An 18,606-nucleotide genomic window follows, 5' to 3' on the forward strand; every position below is an offset into this window, starting at 1 on the left:
GATCTCCTTTCAGTGTTTTTCGGCGGCGGTGAGGGCGGCCTCGCCGGTTTTGGATGCTTTGGAGGCCTTGGACGGCTTGGCCTTCCGCCACCACAGGGTGGTTTTGGAGATGATGGGCTCAAAGACCACCAACACGGAGGGCAGGATGAACATGCTGATCAGGGCGGAGATGATGGCGCCCCGGGACAGCATCAGGCAGATGCTGCTGACGATGTCCATGGTAGAGATCAGCGCAACGCCCAGGGTGGAGCAGAAAAAGACCAGAGCGCTGGTGAGGATGGAGACGTCGGACGAAGCGGCGGCGATCTGGATGGCCTCCTTGCGGTCCCTCCCCTTTTGCAGCTCCTCCTGGAACCGTGTGGTCATCAGGATGGCGTAGTCCACCGTGGCGCCGAGCTGGACGCAGCCGATGACCGTGGGGGCCACGAAGGCGATCACCGTTCCGGTGAAGTAGGGGATGCCCTGATTGATGAAGATGGCCAGCTCGATGGTGGCCACCAGCAGGATGGGAACGGTGAGGGAGCGGAAGGTAAAGGCCACGATGATGAGAATGGCGAGGATGGACAGATAGCTTGTGATCCGGAAGTCGGAGTCGGACACGGTGATGAGGTCGTCGGTCATGGCGGCCTCGCCGGTGATATAGGCGCCGGGGTCGTAGGTGTGGAGCAGCTCGGTCAGCTCGGCGAGCTGCTGGGAGACCTCGTTCGAGGCGGTGACGTATTCGGAGTTGACCATCAGCATCTGATAGCCCTCCGCCTTGCACAGCTCCTTCACGTCGTCGGGGATGAAGAAGTCCGGGATGGTCCCGCTGATGAGCTTGTCGTAGGCCACCACGCTGGTGATGCCGGGGATGTCGTCGATGGCCTCCTCCAGCTCCTTCATTTTGGCCCGGCTCAGGTCGTCCCGCATCACGATGAAGTGGGACGAGGCCATGTTGAACTCATCCTTGAGCTTGTCGGTGGCCACGATGGAGGGCATATCCTGGGGCAGGGACTGGTCCAGCTTGTAGTAGACCTGCGTGTGGTTGTTGGAATAGACGGCGGGGAGGAACAGAACCAGGAAGAGCCCCACGAAGAAATGCCGGTGCCGGACCACGAAGGCGTTTAGCTTTTCGAAGTTGGGCTTGAGAGCCGGATGGCGGTATTTCCGGATGGCGCCGTCCATCTGCAGCAGGATGGAGGGCAGCACCAGTACCACGGTGGCCACGCCCAGCACCACGCCCTTGGCCATGACGATGCCCAGGTCCATGCCCAGGGTCAACCGCATGAAGCACAGGGCCAAAAAGCCCGCGATGGTGGTCAGGGAGCTGCCGGACAGGGACTTGAAGGCGGCCACGATGGAGGTGGCCATGGCGTCCCGCTTGTCCGCGTGGCGGGGGACCTCCTCCACATAGCGGTGGTAGAGGAAGATGGAGTAGTCCATGGTGACGCCCAGTTGCAGCACCGCCGCGATGGCCTGGGTGATGAAAGAGATCTCACCCTTGAAGAAGTTGGTGCCGAAGTTATAGATCACGGCCAGGCCGATGCTGCACATCAGGGCCACCGGCAGCGCCCAAGACTCCATCATCACGCACATGGCGATCATGGACAGGGCCACGGCCATCAGTACGTACAGCGGCATCTCCTGGGAAATCAGGTCCTTGGTGTCTTTGATAAAGACGGAGAAGCCGGCCAGAAAGCAGTTTTTGTTGCACAGGGAGCGGACCTGTTCGATGGATTTCATCGTGGCCTCCGAGGCGCCGGGCTGGTCGTACTGGACGATCATCATGGTGGCGTCGCCGGAGAAGAAGATGTCTCGGATGTCCGCGGGGATCATCTCCTGGGGGATCTGGATGCCCACCAGGCTGGACAGCCAGATGGCGTTGCTGACGCCGGGGACCTGCTCCACCTCTTTCTGGAGCTGGTTGGTGTACTCGGGGGGCATATCCTCCACGATCAGCATGGTGGTGGCCGCCATGTGGAAGGGCTCCTCCAGCAGAGCCTCCCCCTTGGCGGAATCCAGATCGTCGGGCAGATAGGACAGGATATCGTAGTTGATGCGGGTGGCAACGGCCCCCAGGATGCTGGGGATCAGAAGCAGGACCGCAATCGAAACCACTAGTTTTGGCTTCCGTGTCAGCGCGTGGGCAATTTTCTCAAGCAAAGCAGTCACCTTCCCAAATCGGATACCGGCGGCCGGGCCCGGCCGCCTTAAGGACCCCTCCATCTTAGTGTCGCGCCGTCCAAGAGTCAACAAAACCGGGCCGATCCTTATAATTCTTAATAAACGGACAGGCTTGACAGCCCGGGGGCAAGCAGCTACTCTAATCTTAATGATTCTTCATGGTTTGGCCTGGCCCGGCTGTGGTATCATCAGAGGGAAAGGAGGCGCGGCGGGATGCATGAGAAGATTCTTTTGGTAGACGACGACGTATCCATTCTTTTGCTGGTCTCCGACGTGCTGGAGGAGAAGGGCCTGGAGGTGACGGCCGTCCGCTCCGGGGAGGAAGCGCTCCGGCGTGTGGAGGAGGGGCGCTTCGACCTGATCTTGCTGGACATTATGATGAAGGGCCTCAGCGGGCTGGAGGTGTGCCGGCAGATCCGGGGACGGGTGGACTGCCCCATTCTGTTCCTCAGCGCCAAGGATTCGGTAAAGGATATCGTGAAGGGGCTGGACCTGGGGGCGGACGACTATCTGACCAAGCCCTTTGCCCTGGAGGAGCTGGCCGCCCGGGTGCAGGCCCATCTGCGGCGACAGGAGCGCTCCGCCCCGGGCCGGCCCGCCGGTGGCCCCATCCAGATCGGCGCCATTCGCCTGGACCCGGAAAAGCTGACGGTGACCAAGGCGGGGGCTCCGGTGGCCCTGTCCACCCGGGAGCTGGAGCTTTTGACCTATCTGATGCGCCACGCCGGGGAGACCCTGTCCCGGGACCGCATCTTCCACGACGTGTGGCGGACCGACTACGGCGACGTAGGCACCGTGGCCATCAACATCAAGAACCTGCGCAGCAAGCTGGACCCGGAGTGGCGCTACATCAAGACGGTGTGGGGCTCCGGCTACCGCTTCGTGACCCAGAGCGGGTTCGCGGAGGAAGAGGCGGAGAAGGGGTAACATGGAACAGAAAACGAAACGCGGGCGTTTTCCCGGCGCAGGCTGGCTGAGCGCCCATCTGTCCCGGAAGATGCTCCTGGCCCTGATAGCGTTGGCGGTGCTGAGCTGGGCCGTGATGTGCGGGTGCTTTCTGGCCTACCTGGGACGGTACGCCGGGAATACCTACGACCAGGTGCTCTCTGACGCGCAGGAGGACGCCCGGCAGGCCGCCGCCTTTTTGGAGGGCTGCGACGGAGATTTCCAGGCGCTGGAGCGCTATTTGTCCGAGCGGGACCTCTACGGTACGGTCCGGGGCGGTGGGGAGGAGCTTCTTTACGCCCGACTGCCGGAGGAGAGCCAGGCGGGCCTGGTGGCCGCCTCCGCCGTAGAGGTGGAGCTGACCGGCGGGCGGCGGGTGGAGCTGCTGCTGTGGGTGCGGGCCATGCAGCGCAACGAGCTGAGCCGCTCCCTACAGCGGGAGGCCCTGATTGGTCTGGCCGCCTTCAACGTCTGCGTGTTTCTGGTGGTGGCGGTCATCATGTACCTGGTGCTGGTGGACCCCATCGTCCGGCTGCGCAAGACCATGCGCTGCTACTCGGAAAGGGGAGAGCGGCCCGAGCGCAGCGAGCGGCAGGACGAGGTGGGCAAGCTGCAAAACGCCTTTGCCGATCTGGCGGGGGTGCTGGAGTGCAAGGAAAAGGCCGAGCACCAGCTCATTGCCTCCATCTCCCATGACATCAAGACCCCGCTGACCTCGGTGCTGGGCTATTCCGAGCGCCTGCACTCAGCGGACCTGCCCCCGGAAAAGCAGCGGCAGTACCTGGACCGGGTTTATGAGAAGGCCCTGCGCATCAAGTCCGTGGTGGATGAGTTCGACGATTACCTGGACGTGGGTTTGCGGGACACGGCCCCTATGCGGCTGATGACGGCGGAGGAGCTGTGCCGGCGGCTGCGGGAGGAGTACGAGGCCGAGCTCTCCGACGCCGGGGTGACGTTTCAGGTGGACTGCCGGTGTCCCCAGGAGCAGATCATCTGCAACTGGGAGCACATGCGCCGGTTTCTTGGAAATTTAATTGGGAACAGCTTTCAGCACGCGGAAAGCGACCATCTGGAGCTGCGGCTCCAGTGCCAAAAGGAGGAAGAGGAGCTGGTGCTGCTGTTTCAGGACAACGGCAGGGGTGTGGCGCCTGCGCTGCTCCAGCAGATTTTCGAGCCGCTGTATACCTCCGACCCGGGGCGGAAGGTCTCCGGCCTGGGACTGTCCATTTGCAAGAGCATCATCCGGGCCCACGGCGGCAGCATCAGCGCCGAAAATGTCCCCACCGGCGGGCTGCTCATCCGAGCTAGCCTGCCGTGCGTGAAGTTTTGAAGCCCAAAAGACGCCTCTTGCCCCGCGGGGCAAGAGGCGTCTTTTGGGCGTGCCGGTCACACGAACAGCTCGTTTTCCCGCCGGACGGTCCGGAGAGGGGCGAGGCGCTGGTCCACCATGGCCTGGGCCTTGGCCGGATAGGTCCGGGCGTGCTGAGGGCATCGGGCGATGCAGCGCATGCACAAAAAGCAGCGCTCCGGATCGGTGTGCTTCGGGTCGTCCGGGGAGATGGCCCGGGCGGGGCACTGGGCGGCGCACTGGCCACAGGCGGTGCAGGTCTCCGACACGGCGGGGACGGCCCGGGAGGGGGTCCACGCCCGGTAGGGACGGTTCCCGGGAACCGAAATATCGCCGCCGGAGGCCAGTTTGCGGAGGATGGCGGGGGCAAAGCCCAGAAGCTGCTCCCGGTCCGCCCCGTCGGGCCGCCCGGCGGCCACGGCCCGAGAGATGGAGTGCTCCGCTACCAGCGCGGCGGAGGCCACCACCCGGAAGCCCTGGGCCGTTACGCAGTCGTTCAGCTCCAGCAGGGCGTCATCAAAGGCACGGTTGCCATAGACGGCGGCGGTGACGGCCGGCGTACCTTCGCCGGTACAGTTTTTGAGCCGCTGCGTCATGAGGGGGGGCAGCCGGCCGCCGAAGACCGGCCCGGCAAAGAGGACCGCGTCCTGCGGGCCGAAGGCCCGGCCCGTCGATGTGGGGAGAGTGAGGTCCAGCTCTTCGATGCGCTCGGCCAGCCCCTCCGCCAGCAGCAGAGCTGCCCTGCGGGTGCCGCCGGTGGGGCTGAAGTGGACAACAGTGAGATGCTTTTGCACAAAAACGACCCCTTTCGTGATGGGAAGTGTAAGGACAGTATAACACTCCGGGGCCGGGGGTGCAACCTGCTGAGCGATCAGACCTCTCCGGCGGCCCCGGCTGCCGATCCAGGTGCCGATCAGGTGCCGATGACGGTCAGGAAGGTGGACATGAGAGAGACGGTGCACAGGACGTTGACCACGATGTGGGCGCGGAAGCGTTCCGTCATGCGTGGGGGCGCAAGACAAAAAATCAGCGCGAGATCCGTGCATTGATCTCGCGCTGAACCATTCTACGCGCCCATATGAACGGCTTTTACTTGATCGGACCGGGGGCCAAAATGCAAAGGCTATTTTGTATGGGAAAAACTATGGTTCAAGCGCGCGTTCGGTCCATTTTGGTAAAAACAGGTTCAGAGTCCCTGAATGACGGCCAGAAGCTCCGGGCCGATGGGGCCGTTGGAGGCCACCACAGCTCCGCCGCGGGACAGAGAGAGGGGCGTTCCCTCCGGGGTGGAGACCGTCCCACCGGCCTCCTGTACCAGCAACATGCCGGCAGCGTAGTCCCAGGGCTTCAGGCCGCCCTCCACGAAGCCGTCCACCCGCCCGGCGGCCACATAGCACAGGGCGATGGAGGCTGCGCCGATGCGCCGGATGTCGTGACTGCGGTCATAGACGGCCCGCATCCAGCGGAAGGTGCGGTCGGCGCCGGGGCGGTCGCTGGGATTGGTCCCCACGTCCACCAGGCTCTCGGCCAGGGTTTGGGCGCCGCTGGTGCGGATGGGCGCGCCGTTGCAGCGGGCGCCTTTGCCTTGTACGGCGGTGAACAGCTCGTCGGCATAGGGGTCGTAGACCAGACCCAGGACCACCCGACCCCTGTCGGACAGGGCCAGCGAGACCGCGCTGTGCCGATAGCCGTGAATCAGGTTGGTGGTACCGTCCACCGGGTCCAGAATCCAGACCGGGCGGCGGAAATCCACCCCGGCGTTGTCCTGTTCCTCTCCCATGAATTGCACCTCCGGGGCCAGCTCAGCCAGGCGGGCCTTCAGAAGGGCCTGGACGGATATGTCTACGCTGGTGACGAAATCCGTCGGGCCCTTTTGGCGGATTTGTCCGGCCATGGCCCGGTCGTCAAACAGGCGTCCGGCCTGCCGCACGGCCTCGGACAGCGGCCCAAGCAGGGCTTTTCGGTTCTGAATCATCAAAATGTCCCCTTTCAAAGAGCAGTCAGGAGATGTGTACGTTGACGCCGTTGACCTCCACGCCGTCGTCGGCCCGGATCAGGATGTACCGCTTCCCGTCGATGACACGGGTTTCCACCAGGTCGCTGTGCTCCGGATTCACGTGGATGGTCACATCCGGGGTGCGGAGCTCAAGCTGCTTGGCGTCCACCAGGTTCCGGGGGCTCAGGTCGGTGTCGGCGCCGAAGGCGGCGTCGTACTGCTGGTCAAAGGTAGCCACATGGGAATCGGCCACGCCGCAGGATTTGAGCATACACTTCACCGTCCCCTTGGAGATGACCAGCGGTTCGGTCTCCCTGCCCGCCTTGTGCTCCTCGATCATACCGCAGAGCTGCTCGTGGACGGCCTGGACCACCTCATACCGGCTGTCCTCGGCCAGGGTGTCCCCCAGGATGGACTGAAAAGTCTCCTTCTGGGCGGCGGCGGGCATGGGGACCGGGCTGCGGAACACGGCGTCCACGAATTCCGCATGGTTCTCCGCGATGTCCCGGGTGTAGTAGAGGGAGTTGTAGAGGTTGGTGCTGCGGTCGTCAAAGGCGGGGAAGAGAAAGCCCAGTTCCGGCGCGGACACGACCCAGTCGGTTCCCAGGGCATGGAACTGATTTTCATGGACGTGGTAGCTCAGGGCGGGTTTGGTCAGCTTCACCGGACAGATGCTGCACAGGATGTAGGAGTAGACCTCCGATGAGGCGTCGGCCTGGGTCTCGCCGTCTCTGGAGCGGTAGGGCACGTCATAGGCGTCGTGAGCCAGCAGGATGAGGTAGTTGCCCTCTAGGGCCAGGCCCTGAATGACGCGCCGGAAGAACTCTCCCACAGCGGCCTCGTCCTTCAGTGCGGAGCCCCGCAGGGCCATGAGGAGCCGGTGCTCGTCGCTGTCCACCACCTGCTGAGTGGTGAAGGAGAGGTCGATGAGGTGTTTGCCGGGGGTGCCGGACAGGGTGCGCTTGAGAATGGCCAGGAATTTTTCCGACTCCTCCTGGGACATGAGGGCCAGGGACGGATCAAACTCAGAGACGATCTCCCGCTTTTCGTTGACGTAGCAGCCCCGTACATGGGTGATGTTGTTCTTATCCGGCCGGAAACGCCGGCGGATTTCTGCGATTTCTTTCTCGTTCATAGCTGCCTCTTTCTTCTCGGACGGAGTGCCGTCCGGCTGGAATGGATTGGCCGGAAGACCGCTTTGGGCGGTCTCCCGGCCCTCCATTATAAAACAAAGCCCGGTCGGTGGAAAGAGGCAATGGATCCCCGAGCTCCGGAGACAGATCTGTCAATCCCTGCCGACTGCCCCGCTGCGGCGATGTCCCCTCAGGAGCAGTGGGCACGTGCTGCCCCGGCGACCGTGTCCTTATCCGTCCATTGATTGAGGACCTCTGTGCTGGCAGCCGACTCTGTCCGATCAAAATCCCCACACAGGGACCCATCTTGTGGGCCTCCAGCAGGTCTGCCGCTGCCTGCATTCTCTGCACCACGGCAGTAGGGGCGGCGGAACGCAGGCCTTATGAGGGGTGCCTTCCTTTTTGTTCTGCAAATACATAAGCCTCCCTCAGCCAGCCCAGCAGTTCGGCATCAAGCTGCCCCTCCTGATCCACCACCACATGGTGTGTCCAGCGGTTGGGGTACGGTTCTGTAGCCACGGCGATACGGGGCGCGGACAGCCGGTGGGACAGCCCGAAGGTGACAAGCAGGCAGTGCTCCGGCCAACTCTTCCGGCGGCGCACTGGAAGCGATACGGCGGCAAAGAGGTGTCTGGCATAAAAGCTGATCTGGCTTTTTTGCACCTTGACAGAGGTATCCGGGAACACCGCGTCTAGCTGTTGTAACAGCGCCTCATACAGCGAGTGCTCCAAAGGCTTGCCGTCAAAGAAAAACAGAACGTCAGCTTCATAATGCGCAGGCGTTAACATAGCGTTTACCTCCAAACAAAGGTGATTCTATCATACCATGCCTTTGACCGCTTGAAAAGCAAAGAAAACCTTGCAGTAAACACTGCAAGGCTCTTTGTGGTGGAGATAAGCGGGATCGAACCGCTGACCTCTTGAATGCCATTCAAGCGCTCTCCCGGTTAGATCGGTTACATACCCCTCTAAATCGGGCCAATAGAGCGTTCAATACGCGGGACACCCCACCAAAAGCCGACAAACCCATAGGCTTCATTGATGCCGCAATCCCCTTTCCACATGGTATAATTTCCTTGTTCCATAGCGAAAGGGGGTGTTGAGTATGGAGAAAGAATATATAGCTGGTGAGCTGCAAAGATATGAGATCGGCAATCGCGTTTTTATCGTGGAGCCCCGTTATGATAAAAACGGTGAAAGTATGTCGGACATCCTGTTAAAGCTGATGATGGCCGATGTCGATGAAAAATGTGGAACGAAGGCCACCGCGAAAAAATCTAATCTAAAATTTAATCCAAGTTGTCAAGCAAGGTTTTTATTTTAAATCAATTTCATATTGAACTTAACGCCGCCCGAGCCGGGCGGCGTTTCTTATGACTGGACTTTCCTGTCCATATATTTCCGCAAATAAAAATTCCATGCAGCAGAGCAAAATGCTACCTCAACAATGCACGCAAACAAACACCTAATAAAATATGCAAGAATATGAGTCAGAACGGGCATTAAGACCATGTTCTCCGTAAGCCGCAACGCAATGTTTAAGCTGATCCCCACTATCGGAGTAAAACCAGTTAAAGCTACAAATGGAGCAGAAGCAATTAAAGCTATGGCTGTCATCTGAAATTCGGTACCAGCTTCATATAGGTCTAACTCGATATAGCGTTTTCGTATAAAGTTGTATATGCATTTACCAGCAAGCCATAGGGAAATCACAGACCACAGGATAGGAAACTGTGATTCCATGGCAGTAGAAAACAGATAGTCAAACATAAATCATCACTTCTTTTTGTTGCTCCAATGAAGCAGATAAACTAAATACATCATAATCAACGCCAATCCAACGGCAAACGCTGAAACAGCAAATATCTTTGTCTGGAGATAGCATTGATAATTTTCGGTTACATACGGGGAGAGACTCAAGGGATAGACAATATTTACCGCAGAGAAGAGCGCAAACAAGGCTAATCCCTGCTTCATTCCTTTCGGTTTTTTGAGCGCTTTGAGGCGAGTTTCCTGTTGCTTTCGTTGCAGCATCAAATAGGTGATTTTGTTGTCAGCAGAAATCACCTTTTCTTGAGTGTCAGCATACCATTTTCCCGTTTGAATAGGTGCATCCAATCCTCGGTGCAAAGCAGCAAGCGGAGATGACTTATCCTCTATATACTCACATATTTTTTTGCAGACAGCATATTCAAAGTCTTGCGTGAATACCTTTGCTGCCTCTCGGGAACACCATCTTCATTTTCTTCGTAGTTGTTCATAGTTTTCTTTATGATAGCGCGTTACTGAGAATGTGTTTTCTCGGCCCTACTCCAATAAGGCTGCAATACTTCTTTTTCAAGCCGCGGGCGCTCTGCTTCTTTGTAAGCGTCGTCAAGAGTACACCGATTAACTATGTATTCAATGTTCTCGCAGACAAAGTCCAACGCGTCATCCTCGTCAAGCTGCTCTTGCAGCATATCCACGAAGCCCGCAAGCTCACTGGCTTTTTGGCGGCGGTGGCCCGACACGATTTCATACCCGCCGTCCTCACGGGGACGGACGATAGCGGGCTGGGTCACGCCCTTATCTCGGACGCTGGACACCATAGCCTTCATTTCCTCGTCATTACGGACTTGGAAGGGATGATTTTTGAAGGCGTGGAGCTCGGATAGCTTGATATAAACAATCTGCTCCTCTTTGCCCGGACGGGGAGCCTCGGCAGAAGTCGCAGGCGTTTCAGTCTGAACGGGAGTCTTTACCTCGGGCGTACCCTTGGCAGGCTTGGGAGTTTTCTCCGCTTTGCCAGCGGGAACACTCTTTTCGGCTTTCTTAGTCTGGCCTGATTTTTGAGCGGCTTTGTCTTTTTTCGCTGGAGCCTCCTTCTGTCCGGGAGCGGCAGTTTTTTCCTTGTCTGTCTTTGGCGGACGGCCCCGGCGTTTCGGGGGCTGGGCCTGTTCCTCCTGTTTCGGTCCGTTTTCCTTGGAGGGGACGGTAGAAGCCGCTTTTTCCGGGGCTTTCGCCTCCTGCTGGGCGGCAGCCCGTTCTGTGGCCTTCTTCTCGGCCATAATTTCAGAGAAATTGAAAACCGACACGCTGGCGGTTTTTTGCTCCTTGGGAGCGTCTGCGGCCTTGTCCTGTGAAGCTGTGGCCTCCTGCTCGGGAGCTTTAGACTTATCCGGGGCGGAAGCCTCGGAAGTGGGCTGCTCCTGCTTAGGAACCTGCGCGCCCGCTTCGGGCTGGGCAGGGGTAGAGCCCGGCCCGGTTGCGTCAGTTACGATTTTTGCTTTTTCATCGGCCATTCGCATTTCCTCCTATTACAATACATTTACGGGTTAAGGCACGGCAGCCAGCCGTGTCTTTTTCCGCATTGTTGCCTAAACTGTTAGAATGAGAGAGTCTTGGCCTGATGTTTTCCTCCAAGGACCATTGCGTCCGTATGAAAGTCCGTCAGCCAGCCTCTCATTCGCAGCATTCGATTTATGCAGGTTGAGCCACCACACCGGTGCGCCCGTGTCATCAAATAGATTGGATCGGCAATGATGAAATGGCTGGACGCCAAAAGACAAATCTACGATGAGGAGTTGCACGCTATGAACAAGGCCTGACTTTTTGCAGTCAAGCCCCGCTTGTAGGGATACCTCCTTCCTCTGCCTATGAAAAAACCGCCCTGTGTCTCATTAGGGCGGTAATTTCAGTAGGTTGGCAGTCCATATTTGGTTGTTTTATTGTGTATCCCTTTGTCCACCGACGCAAATATTTTTGGAGCCCGAAAAACTTTTGAGTACGAACTTGCTGCTTATCCGGAAAATATTCCTTAAGCAGGGAGGCATCAAGAGCATTTTAAACATACTGGCAGGGTCGATGGATGGGCGACCTGTTGCCGGATAATATGGCGCCAGAAGATCATAGATGAAGTCGAAGGATACCATCCGGTCGATTTTCCGCAGCAGGTGGTTTTCCGGGATTAATGACTCCATATCCACGAAAATCATTGCCATTTGTCTGCTTTGGTATCCCATCATGCAGCATCCCTCCCTATCGTTATTGTACCATAGGAAGGGTTTATACGCCACTTTGTCAACTGGTCCCTTATTTTACCTTATCGCAATTTTTATTCACACTCTGCGATTCAAAAAATCCCTGTTTGGCTGGAAAAGCTGCGCCGTACGGCGCAGCTTTTCCAGCCAAACAGGGATTTTTCACGCTTATGGCCGGCCCATTTTACCGGAATTCTTTGCCTGTACGGCAACCGGACTTTTCCAGACGTACACCGGTCAAATGCCCCGTTTGGTCTGGCAGTTATAGGGGCTCAGGGCCCATAGCGGTGTGGAGGTCAGAGGTGACAGCCCCACGGAACAGGCGTACCGCATGTCCGTGGAGCCCCTCCAAGACAGCCGGGACCCGGTCGGCAGAGAGGCTGCCGGCGACGGAAAAATCCCCATCCAGGATAAATTTAATCTCCGGGTCCTTTTTCCCGCCACCCAGCAGACCGGGACCGGCGTGGAGCTTCAGACGCTGGCCTTCTGGAAGGGCCAGGTGGGCGTCCACCGAGGAGCGGCTGGCCGCCTGCTCGTCCACGTCCAGCTCGGCCAGGACCCCCAGGAAGGCGGGCTGGATGAGGGAGACCCAAGGGACGTCCTCCAGCCCCAGGGCCTTGCGGGAGACGGCGTTGACGTACCGCAGACCGATGCGCTCAAAAAAAGCGGGCTGATAGAGCTGGATGAAGGAGGCCAGAGGCTTGTCCAGGCGCTGGGCAAAGTCCTCCCAGCAGTGGTAGCCCAGGGTGGACAGGGCGATGAAGTCTTTCGTCAGATTGAGCTTCCATAGGCCGTCAGCAGAGACGAAATTGTAGTTGGTCACAGGGGGCTGGGCCTCCAGCTTGGGGGCCGGACCGCCTGCGCCCACCACCCGGGGAGCGGGCTGTTCCTGCCGGACGGCGTAGCGGGGGAATTCGCGCCGGATGGCCTCCTGAAAAGCGGCGGGCTCCTGGCTGCCGATGGAGAGAATGGTGGGGAAGCGGAGCTGGCAGATGACCTCCACCAGCGGGCTTTTGGCATATTGATAGCGGTCGTAATGTCCGAAGAGCATGGTACCCGGCTCCTTCCGTGGAAAAATGACTCGATGAGCCTATTGTACCTGCTCTGCCAGAAGAAGTCAAACGGTGCGCACCCTTTTTTCTTCCTTGAATAGGATGGAACAGTCACGGAAACAACGGAGGGGAATGCCCATGAGACATGAACTGAATTTCTGGGTCGTCGGCGGAGATATGCGACAGGCCAAGCTGGCCGAACAGCTCAGCGACGACGGCCACACGGTACATACCTATGCCCTGGACCGGGCGCCGGAGCCTGTGCCTGACCCACAGGACAGCCTGGAGGACGCCGTTCTGGCCGACTGTGTGATCCTGCCGCTCCCCGCCGCAGGGGAGGGGGGGATGCTCAACGCCCCCATGTCGGGTCGGGAGACCGCCCTGGAGGAGGTTATGGACGCCCTGCGGCCGGGGCAGGTGGTCTGCGCGGGCCGGGTAACGCCGGAGCTGGAGGCCCTGGCAGAGCGGTACGAGCTCCGATTATACGACTACTTCGCCCGGGAAGAGCTGGCGGTGGCCAATGCGGTGCCCACCGCGTTTGCGGTGGGACACAGGACTGGGAACTGCAGCGGGGTCCGGCATGGAATCGGCCGGACCTCTCATATACTCCTACGGTGGAAAGAGCGCACGGCAGTCCCGGTGAACCGGATGCAGCATGGGAGGAGGCACGCCAGTGAAAACAGATAGAAAAGTATTTGGGAAAGCACAGTGTCCCACAGCGAGCGGGCGCCCCTGCGGGTAGCCGCTTACTGCCGCGTTTCCACCGATAAGGAGGATCAACTCAACTCCCTTGCCGCCCAGCGCCGATTCTTCCAGGAGTATATCGCTGACCATCCAGCATGGGCCTTTGCCGGCATCTTCGCGGACGAGGGGCTGTCCGGAACCTCGGTCAAGCGCCGTCCACAGTTTGCCGAGCTGGTGCAGCGGGCGATGGCGGGTGGTATCGACCTGATCCTTACCAAAGAGGTCTCCCGTTTCGCCCGCAATACGGTGGATGCCCTTCAAATCACCCGGCAGCTCAAGGGGCGTGGCGTGGGGGTCCTCTTCCTCAACGACAACATCGACACCCGGGAGAACGACGGGGAATTCCGGCTGACGATCATGGCCAGCGTGGCCCAGGAAGAGAGCCGCAAGGTCTCGGAACGGACTCGCTGGGGACAGCTCCAGGCCATGAAGCGCGGGGTGGCGTTTGGAAACAACTCCCTATATGGCTATACTCTGAGCGACGGGCGGCTGACGATCCAGCCGGAACAGGCCGAGGTGGTGCGCGCCGTATACCGCAAATTCCTGACCGAGCGCAAGGGGAGCCACATCATTGCCCGGGAGCTGACGGAGAGCGGCGTGCGCCCCCCGCTGCGCTCCGGAGGGGCCTGGTCCTCTGCCATGGTGCTGCGCCTGCTGAAAAACGAAAAATACTGCGGCGATCTGCTGCAAAAGAAGTACCGCACCACAGACCACCTGACCCACCGGAAGATCGTCAACGACGGGGCGGAGGAGCAATTCTGCCTGCGGGACCACCACGAGGCCATCGTCAGCCGGAGCCAGTTTCAGGCTGTGCAGGAGGAGCTGGCGCGGCGTTCGCGCCTGACGGCGGACAGAAACCGTTTTTCCGCCCGCTACTGGTACTCGGGGAAAATCCGCTGCGGCGCCTGTGGGAGAAGCCTGACCTTGAAGCGGACCCGGCGTCCGGACGGGACTGAGTACCGGCGCTTTGTTTGCCGGGGACGGCTGGAGGGGAGTGGGGGCTGCCAGATGCGGGCGGTCCGCGCGGAGGAGCTCTTCGCCTGTACCCAGTATGTTCTGGAACGGCTGGCCCTGGACCGCAGGGCCATGCTGGAGGAGCTGCTGGGCGCATGGCGGGCCTGGCGGCAGCCGGACGGCACTCCGGAGAAGATTCGGCAGGCCCTCCGGCGCCAGGGAGCCCGAAGGGAGCGGGCGGTGGAGGCTTTTCTGGACGGAGACTTGGATCGTGCGGCCATGCATCGGGCGATCTCTCGATGTGAGGGGGAGATGCAGAGGCTGGAGGCGGAACTGGCGCAGTGGGAACGGAGTTCCGTAACGGAGGACGAGGCGGAGATCCGGGCCCGGCTGGAACGGGAGCTGGAGGACGGGGACGCCTTTCTGGATGAGGCGGTCCAGCGCGTCACGGTTTACCCGGAGGACCTCCTGGTGGAGGTGGCGGAACTCCCCGTCCGGTTTCGGGTCCGCGCTGAGGGGCGGGGAACGGGGGCGGAGTATACGGTCGCGGTGCGGGCGTGTCTGTCGGAGCCGAGGGAGCGGGAGTAATTGGGAAAGAAAGATGAGCGTGTGCGTGACGATCGCATTACGCGGAATCCTCGGGCTTTTGGTTCCATGCTGGGCACCAATTTCTATTATCCGGACCGGAGTACATTGAAAGCCGAACCCGCATGTGAACCCTGGGCATCCGCTTCTATACCGGGACGGAGTTGCTGGGGTAATCCTCCGAGCGGGTGCGTTTGAGGGTCAGGATATCCTCCTTACGGTAACGCGTCATGTACTCCAATACGTGATAGCTGAACAGAAGGCGCTCCCGCAGGATGGGGTCGTCCAGGCTGCCGCCGATGATCTCTTCGATCTTGCGGATTTTATACAGGGCCGTATTGCGGTGTATGTAAAGGGCCTTGGCTGTCTCGGTGGCGTTGCGCTCATGCAGCAGATAGGTATATAGAAAATCCAGCAGATTGCCGCCCGTCTTGTTGTCGTGCAGGAGCAGAGCTACGGTTTCGTTGTTGCACAGGTGGACCAGGTTCCGGCTGCCCAGCTTCTGGCGGGCGGATTCCGCCGCCAGCTCGATCATCTGGTACATGCTGTAGTCCTCATAGTATAAGATGCGCTGGCCGGGGTCCATCGCCCGGCCCAGACGCAGGGCATCTCTGGCCTGGTGGTAGACCGGGGGCAGGGAAGTAAGGAATTCCGAGGTATTCCCGATGGCGGCATACCCGTTATAGTGCTCCAGAATGGTCAGCAGCTTCTGCCGGTCAAAGGAGATGCGGCTGCCGCGCTTCGTCTTACGTACCACCATCAGGATCTCGCCGTGGTAGGTGGTGATGTTGCTGAAGGGAAAGACCTGTTCCAACTGGCTAATGATGTAGTTCCAGGGGATGGTGCTTCGGTCCTGGTCGGTGTCGAAAGCGACCACAATGACGTGGTAGTACCGGCGCACAGCCAACTGGATCTGCTTGAGCCGCTGCTCCAGCTCATCGGGGTCGGTCAGGCGGCATTCAATCAGGTCGGCCGCCAGGCTGCCGAAGGCGGCATTGCTGCCATAATCCACCCCCTGATTGCTGAACATGTATTCCGTCACATAACCGGCCAGGATAGAGCTCAGGTCCGAATAGCATCGGTTGGGCTCCGGTCCGTTCAGAATGATGCACAGCCGGGCAGCCAGGGTGTCCTGATAGCGGATAAGCCGGACGATGGTGTAGTTATGGCTGACCTGAGAGATGTACTCGACAAACTCACCATAGGTTCCGCGCCGGACCGGTGTCTCACGGCGTACGGCCTGGATGGTATCGAAGGACTGATACCCATTGTCCCGGAGCTCGTCGGCGGTAGGGTCCTGGACCATGGGGCAGTAGACCGAAGCGATGTGCTTGTAGCCGGTGTTGACCAGCAGGATGGTGGCGTGCAGCTCAGAAGAGGCCCTTTGGAGCAGTTCCTGAAGCCCGGCGTTGTTGTAGACCACCTCGTGAAGGCTGGAGTCCCAGGCGATAAAACGGTGGACATGCTCCTGGACACAGTTGTAAAGCTCCAGCAGAGGCAGGTTGGTCTCAATCAGCGTAAGCACATCTGGAAGCATTTCGGCCCCGCACCTGCCGCTGGAAACGATCAGAAGGCATTCCTGAGGCAGCCTGCCGCAGGCGAGGGCATGTGTCACCGCCTGCGCTGTGCCGATATACAGACACTCGGCACGCAGGACGGATTCCCCCTGATCCAGCAGCTTGATGCCTCCCTCGCAGTGCGGCTCCGCGGCCCCGGGGCGGACGTCCAAAACGGCATCCCCGAGCCAATACGACAACATGGCGGGTGTATACAGGCCCATGCGACATCACTCCATCCCAAGCAAAATGATAAATGTGCATATTGCACATGAATAGGATGCGAAATTTGTGTGCTCCGCAGTGTAAAGGGCGCTTGACAACTCTATTATAGAGCAAATCTAAAAAATAGCAAGCAAATATTCAAAAATATTGCAAAAACTGCTATAAAAGTGGGCAAAATTCATAGTTGAGGCCTGGGAAGCCGTTATGTGCAAGATGAACATATGTTGACGCTCGTTTTTATGCAGGCCACATCTACCCAAGTGGTTGTATGGTGTGATAAGGTAAAGGTGCACAAAAAAATAACGTGTATGCGGAGAAAATTTGAAGATGGAGGGAGGTTCGGAGCAATTCACAAGCCGGCCCATATGTTCTGGAATTGATGGAGAGAAGAGCCCATTTTTGAAAGAGAAATTGAGGAAGGAAGTGCTATTATCATGTTATCCGCAGTTGGTTTCATTCTGGTCATCGCCATGGTGGCCCTGATTATCTGGGGCAAGGTAGCCCTGCCCCCCATCCTTGTCATTCTGCCTACCATCGCTGTCATCATCCTGGGCCTGATGGGCTATCTGGTGCCCCCCAAGGCCGAGGTGGCCGCTCCCATGGACCTGCTCATGTGCCTCAAGACCCTCCAGGGCTATCTGAGCACCGGCTTGAACAGCACGCTGAACACCGCCGCCCTGTTCACCTTTGCCGTGGTGTTCTTCAACGTGCTGGGCGACGCGGGCATGTTTGACTTCATCGTGTCCAAGGTCATGAAATACATCGGCAACAACGTCAGCATGATTCTGCTGATGACCTGCCTGCTGACCGCCATCTCCCACCTGGACGGCTCCGGCGCCACCACCTGGCTGATCACCGCGCCCACCATGCTTCCCCTGTTCAAGAAAATGCGCATCAGCCCCATCATTCTGCTGACCTATGTGGCTCTGGTTTCCGGCGTGGAGAACATGCTGCCCTGGACCTCGGCCCTGGCTCGCGTTTCCGCCTCCACCGGCGTGGAGGCCCGCGAGATCTGGACCGCCCTGCTGCCCACCCAGGTCGTGGGCCTGGTGTTGCTGTTCGCTTCCGTCTTCATCGTGGGCCCCATCCTGAAAAAGCGCGGCTGCGGCATGACCGATGAGGAATTCGCCGAGCTGAAATCCGGCATGCTCAAGCTCAATGACCCTGTGCTGAAGGTCAGCAAGGGCGTGCTGTTCTTTGATATGGCCTTCCTGGTGGTGCTGGTGGTCTGCCTGCTGATGGGCTGGATCAACACCAATGTGGCCTTTATGATTGGCCTGTCCATCGCTTTGATCGTCAACTGCAAGGACGCCAAGGAGATGACCTCCCAGATCAAAAAACACGGCTCCAACGCCCTGAACATGGTCATGATTATCTTTTCCATCGGCATGCTGGTGGGAGTCATGAAGGATTCCGGCATGATGAACGCCATGACCGACACCCTGATGAGCCTGGTTCCCGCGTCCATGGGCACCCACCTGACCTTCATCATCGCCCTGCTGTCCGTGCCCCTGTCCATGGCCGTGGGTTCCGACACCCTGTACATGGTCATGGCCCCCATCTTCGGCAACATGGCGATTGCCTATGGCGGCACCATGCTGGCCGGCGCCGCCGCCTGCACCGTGGGCGCCTGTGTGGCTGTCAACCTGTGCCTGGTGGCCCCCACTCCCTACCTGGCCCTTGGCCTGTGCGGCGTGGAGATGAAGGACAACCTGAAGTACTGCTTCCTGCCTACCTGGGGCCTGGGCATCTTTCTGGCCATCGTGGGCGGCCTTTCCGGAGCCTTCCCCTTCTAAGAGAAGCAACCCGGCCCCTTCCGGCCGCCGCCCCCGGGCCGGCGGCTGGGGGCGGGCCCATCGAGGATATTAAAGAAGGAAGTGATGTCT

Annotated in this window: 17 protein-coding genes; 6 read left to right on the forward strand and 11 right to left on the reverse strand. The window is 59.4% G+C overall.

Annotated elements, in window-relative coordinates; translation table 11 throughout:
• Positions 1-9: 9 nt before the first annotated feature.
• Positions 10-2,142 (reverse strand): efflux RND transporter permease subunit, encoded by a 2,133-nt coding sequence (locus tag BN2154_RS05635; protein WP_050617899.1) that lies wholly within the window; start codon positions 2,140-2,142, stop codon positions 10-12.
• Positions 2,143-2,376: 234 nt separating this feature from the next.
• Between BN2154_RS05635 and BN2154_RS05640 the strand changes: the two genes are divergently transcribed.
• Both BN2154_RS05640 and BN2154_RS05645 read left to right on the forward strand, forming a co-directional pair.
• Positions 2,377-3,090 (forward strand): response regulator transcription factor, encoded by a 714-nt coding sequence (locus tag BN2154_RS05640; protein ID WP_050617900.1) that lies wholly within the window; start codon positions 2,377-2,379, stop codon positions 3,088-3,090.
• A 1-nt stretch (position 3,091) separates the two neighbouring features.
• On the forward strand, positions 3,092-4,438 hold the full coding sequence (locus BN2154_RS05645) for a HAMP domain-containing sensor histidine kinase (RefSeq protein ID WP_050617901.1): 1,347 nt from the start codon (positions 3,092-3,094) through the stop codon (positions 4,436-4,438).
• A 56-nt stretch (positions 4,439-4,494) separates the two neighbouring features.
• Here the strand turns inward: BN2154_RS05645 and BN2154_RS05650 are convergent, their stop codons facing one another.
• The 4 genes from BN2154_RS05650 to BN2154_RS05665 all read right to left on the reverse strand — a co-directional run bounded on the left by BN2154_RS05650 (position 4,495) and on the right by BN2154_RS05665 (position 8,374).
• A complete protein-coding gene (locus BN2154_RS05650; protein WP_050617902.1) occupies positions 4,495-5,250 on the reverse strand; it encodes a 4Fe-4S binding protein in 756 nt (251 codons plus the stop codon).
• Between the two features lie 392 nt (positions 5,251-5,642).
• Complete coding sequence (locus tag BN2154_RS05655) at positions 5,643-6,431, reverse strand: inositol monophosphatase family protein (RefSeq protein ID WP_050617903.1); 789 nt, start codon at positions 6,429-6,431, stop codon at positions 5,643-5,645.
• A 25-nt stretch (positions 6,432-6,456) separates the two neighbouring features.
• Positions 6,457-7,587, reverse strand: a complete 1,131-nt coding sequence (locus tag BN2154_RS05660; RefSeq protein WP_050617904.1) for a DUF4317 domain-containing protein — start codon at positions 7,585-7,587, stop codon at positions 6,457-6,459.
• Between the two features lie 379 nt (positions 7,588-7,966).
• Positions 7,967-8,374, reverse strand: a complete 408-nt coding sequence (locus tag BN2154_RS05665) for a DUF5655 domain-containing protein (RefSeq protein WP_050617905.1) — start codon at positions 8,372-8,374, stop codon at positions 7,967-7,969.
• Between the two features lie 316 nt (positions 8,375-8,690).
• Here BN2154_RS05665 and BN2154_RS05675 point away from each other — a divergent pair, with 316 nt between their 5' ends.
• Positions 8,691-8,909 carry a hypothetical protein gene (locus tag BN2154_RS05675; RefSeq protein ID WP_050617906.1) on the forward strand — a complete coding sequence of 73 codons (219 nt, stop codon included), beginning with the start codon at positions 8,691-8,693 and terminating at the stop codon, positions 8,907-8,909.
• Positions 8,910-8,956: 47 nt separating this feature from the next.
• Here the strand turns inward: BN2154_RS05675 and BN2154_RS05680 are convergent, their stop codons facing one another.
• The 5 genes from BN2154_RS05680 to BN2154_RS05700 all read right to left on the reverse strand — a co-directional run bounded on the left by BN2154_RS05680 (position 8,957) and on the right by BN2154_RS05700 (position 12,655).
• Positions 8,957-9,355, reverse strand: coding sequence for a hypothetical protein (locus BN2154_RS05680; protein WP_050617907.1), 399 nt, complete (start codon positions 9,353-9,355; stop codon positions 8,957-8,959).
• Between the two features lie 6 nt (positions 9,356-9,361).
• Positions 9,362-9,715: a hypothetical protein gene (locus BN2154_RS05685; protein WP_195892315.1), complete on the reverse strand. Its 354-nt coding sequence runs from the start codon at positions 9,713-9,715 to the stop codon at positions 9,362-9,364.
• Between the two features lie 152 nt (positions 9,716-9,867).
• Positions 9,868-10,866, reverse strand: a complete 999-nt coding sequence (locus BN2154_RS05690; protein WP_050617909.1) for a ParB N-terminal domain-containing protein — start codon at positions 10,864-10,866, stop codon at positions 9,868-9,870.
• Between the two features lie 423 nt (positions 10,867-11,289).
• A complete protein-coding gene (locus BN2154_RS05695; RefSeq protein ID WP_050617910.1) occupies positions 11,290-11,589 on the reverse strand; it encodes a transposase in 300 nt (99 codons plus the stop codon).
• 277 nt (positions 11,590-11,866) lie between these two features.
• Positions 11,867-12,655 carry a TIGR04255 family protein gene (locus BN2154_RS05700; protein WP_050617911.1) on the reverse strand — a complete coding sequence of 263 codons (789 nt, stop codon included), beginning with the start codon at positions 12,653-12,655 and terminating at the stop codon, positions 11,867-11,869.
• A 139-nt stretch (positions 12,656-12,794) separates the two neighbouring features.
• Between BN2154_RS05700 and BN2154_RS05705 the strand changes: the two genes are divergently transcribed.
• A complete protein-coding gene (locus BN2154_RS05705) occupies positions 12,795-13,343 on the forward strand; it encodes a dipicolinate synthase subunit A N-terminal domain-containing protein (RefSeq protein ID WP_094762380.1) in 549 nt (182 codons plus the stop codon).
• A 21-nt stretch (positions 13,344-13,364) separates the two neighbouring features.
• Entirely contained in the window at positions 13,365-14,942 is a 1,578-nt protein-coding gene (locus BN2154_RS05710; protein WP_050617912.1) for a recombinase family protein, read from the forward strand.
• 145 nt (positions 14,943-15,087) lie between these two features.
• Here BN2154_RS05710 and BN2154_RS05715 read toward each other — a convergent pair whose 3' ends face one another.
• The gene (locus BN2154_RS05715; RefSeq protein ID WP_050617913.1) at positions 15,088-16,719 is read right to left on the reverse strand and encodes a PucR family transcriptional regulator; all 1,632 of its coding nucleotides are present in this window, start codon (positions 16,717-16,719) and stop codon (positions 15,088-15,090) included.
• 435 nt (positions 16,720-17,154) lie between these two features.
• On the opposite strand from BN2154_RS05715, the gene BN2154_RS05720 reads away from it, so the two are divergent.
• Positions 17,155-18,516, forward strand: a complete 1,362-nt coding sequence (locus BN2154_RS05720) for an SLC13 family permease (protein ID WP_050617914.1) — start codon at positions 17,155-17,157, stop codon at positions 18,514-18,516.
• Positions 18,517-18,606 lie beyond the last annotated feature (90 nt).

It is taken from the genome of Intestinimonas massiliensis (ex Afouda et al. 2020) (assembly GCF_001244995.1).
Lineage (GTDB): Bacteria > Bacillota > Clostridia > Oscillospirales > Oscillospiraceae > Intestinimonas > Intestinimonas massiliensis.

Bases quoted from the DNA above. Each gene is read 5' to 3' on its own strand.
- BN2154_RS05675 (WP_050617906.1), top strand. From the start codon at position 8,691: ATGGAGAAAGAATATATAGCTGGTGAGCTGCAAAGATATGAGATCGGC.
- BN2154_RS05700 (WP_050617911.1), bottom strand. From the start codon at position 12,655: ATGCTCTTCGGACATTACGACCGCTATCAATATGCCAAAAGCCCGCTG.
- BN2154_RS05640 (WP_050617900.1), top strand. From the start codon at position 2,377: ATGCATGAGAAGATTCTTTTGGTAGACGACGACGTATCCATTCTTTTG.
- BN2154_RS05720 (WP_050617914.1), top strand. From the start codon at position 17,155: ATGTTATCCGCAGTTGGTTTCATTCTGGTCATCGCCATGGTGGCCCTG.
- BN2154_RS05655 (WP_050617903.1), bottom strand. From the start codon at position 6,431: ATGATTCAGAACCGAAAAGCCCTGCTTGGGCCGCTGTCCGAGGCCGTG.
- BN2154_RS05680 (WP_050617907.1), bottom strand. From the start codon at position 9,355: ATGTTTGACTATCTGTTTTCTACTGCCATGGAATCACAGTTTCCTATC.
- BN2154_RS05715 (WP_050617913.1), bottom strand. From the start codon at position 16,719: ATGGGCCTGTATACACCCGCCATGTTGTCGTATTGGCTCGGGGATGCC.
- BN2154_RS05645 (WP_050617901.1), top strand. From the start codon at position 3,092: ATGGAACAGAAAACGAAACGCGGGCGTTTTCCCGGCGCAGGCTGGCTG.
- BN2154_RS05690 (WP_050617909.1), bottom strand. From the start codon at position 10,866: ATGGCCGATGAAAAAGCAAAAATCGTAACTGACGCAACCGGGCCGGGC.
- BN2154_RS05695 (WP_050617910.1), bottom strand. From the start codon at position 11,589: ATGATGGGATACCAAAGCAGACAAATGGCAATGATTTTCGTGGATATG.
- BN2154_RS05665 (WP_050617905.1), bottom strand. From the start codon at position 8,374: ATGTTAACGCCTGCGCATTATGAAGCTGACGTTCTGTTTTTCTTTGAC.
- BN2154_RS05705 (WP_094762380.1), top strand. From the start codon at position 12,795: ATGAGACATGAACTGAATTTCTGGGTCGTCGGCGGAGATATGCGACAG.
- BN2154_RS05660 (WP_050617904.1), bottom strand. From the start codon at position 7,587: ATGAACGAGAAAGAAATCGCAGAAATCCGCCGGCGTTTCCGGCCGGAT.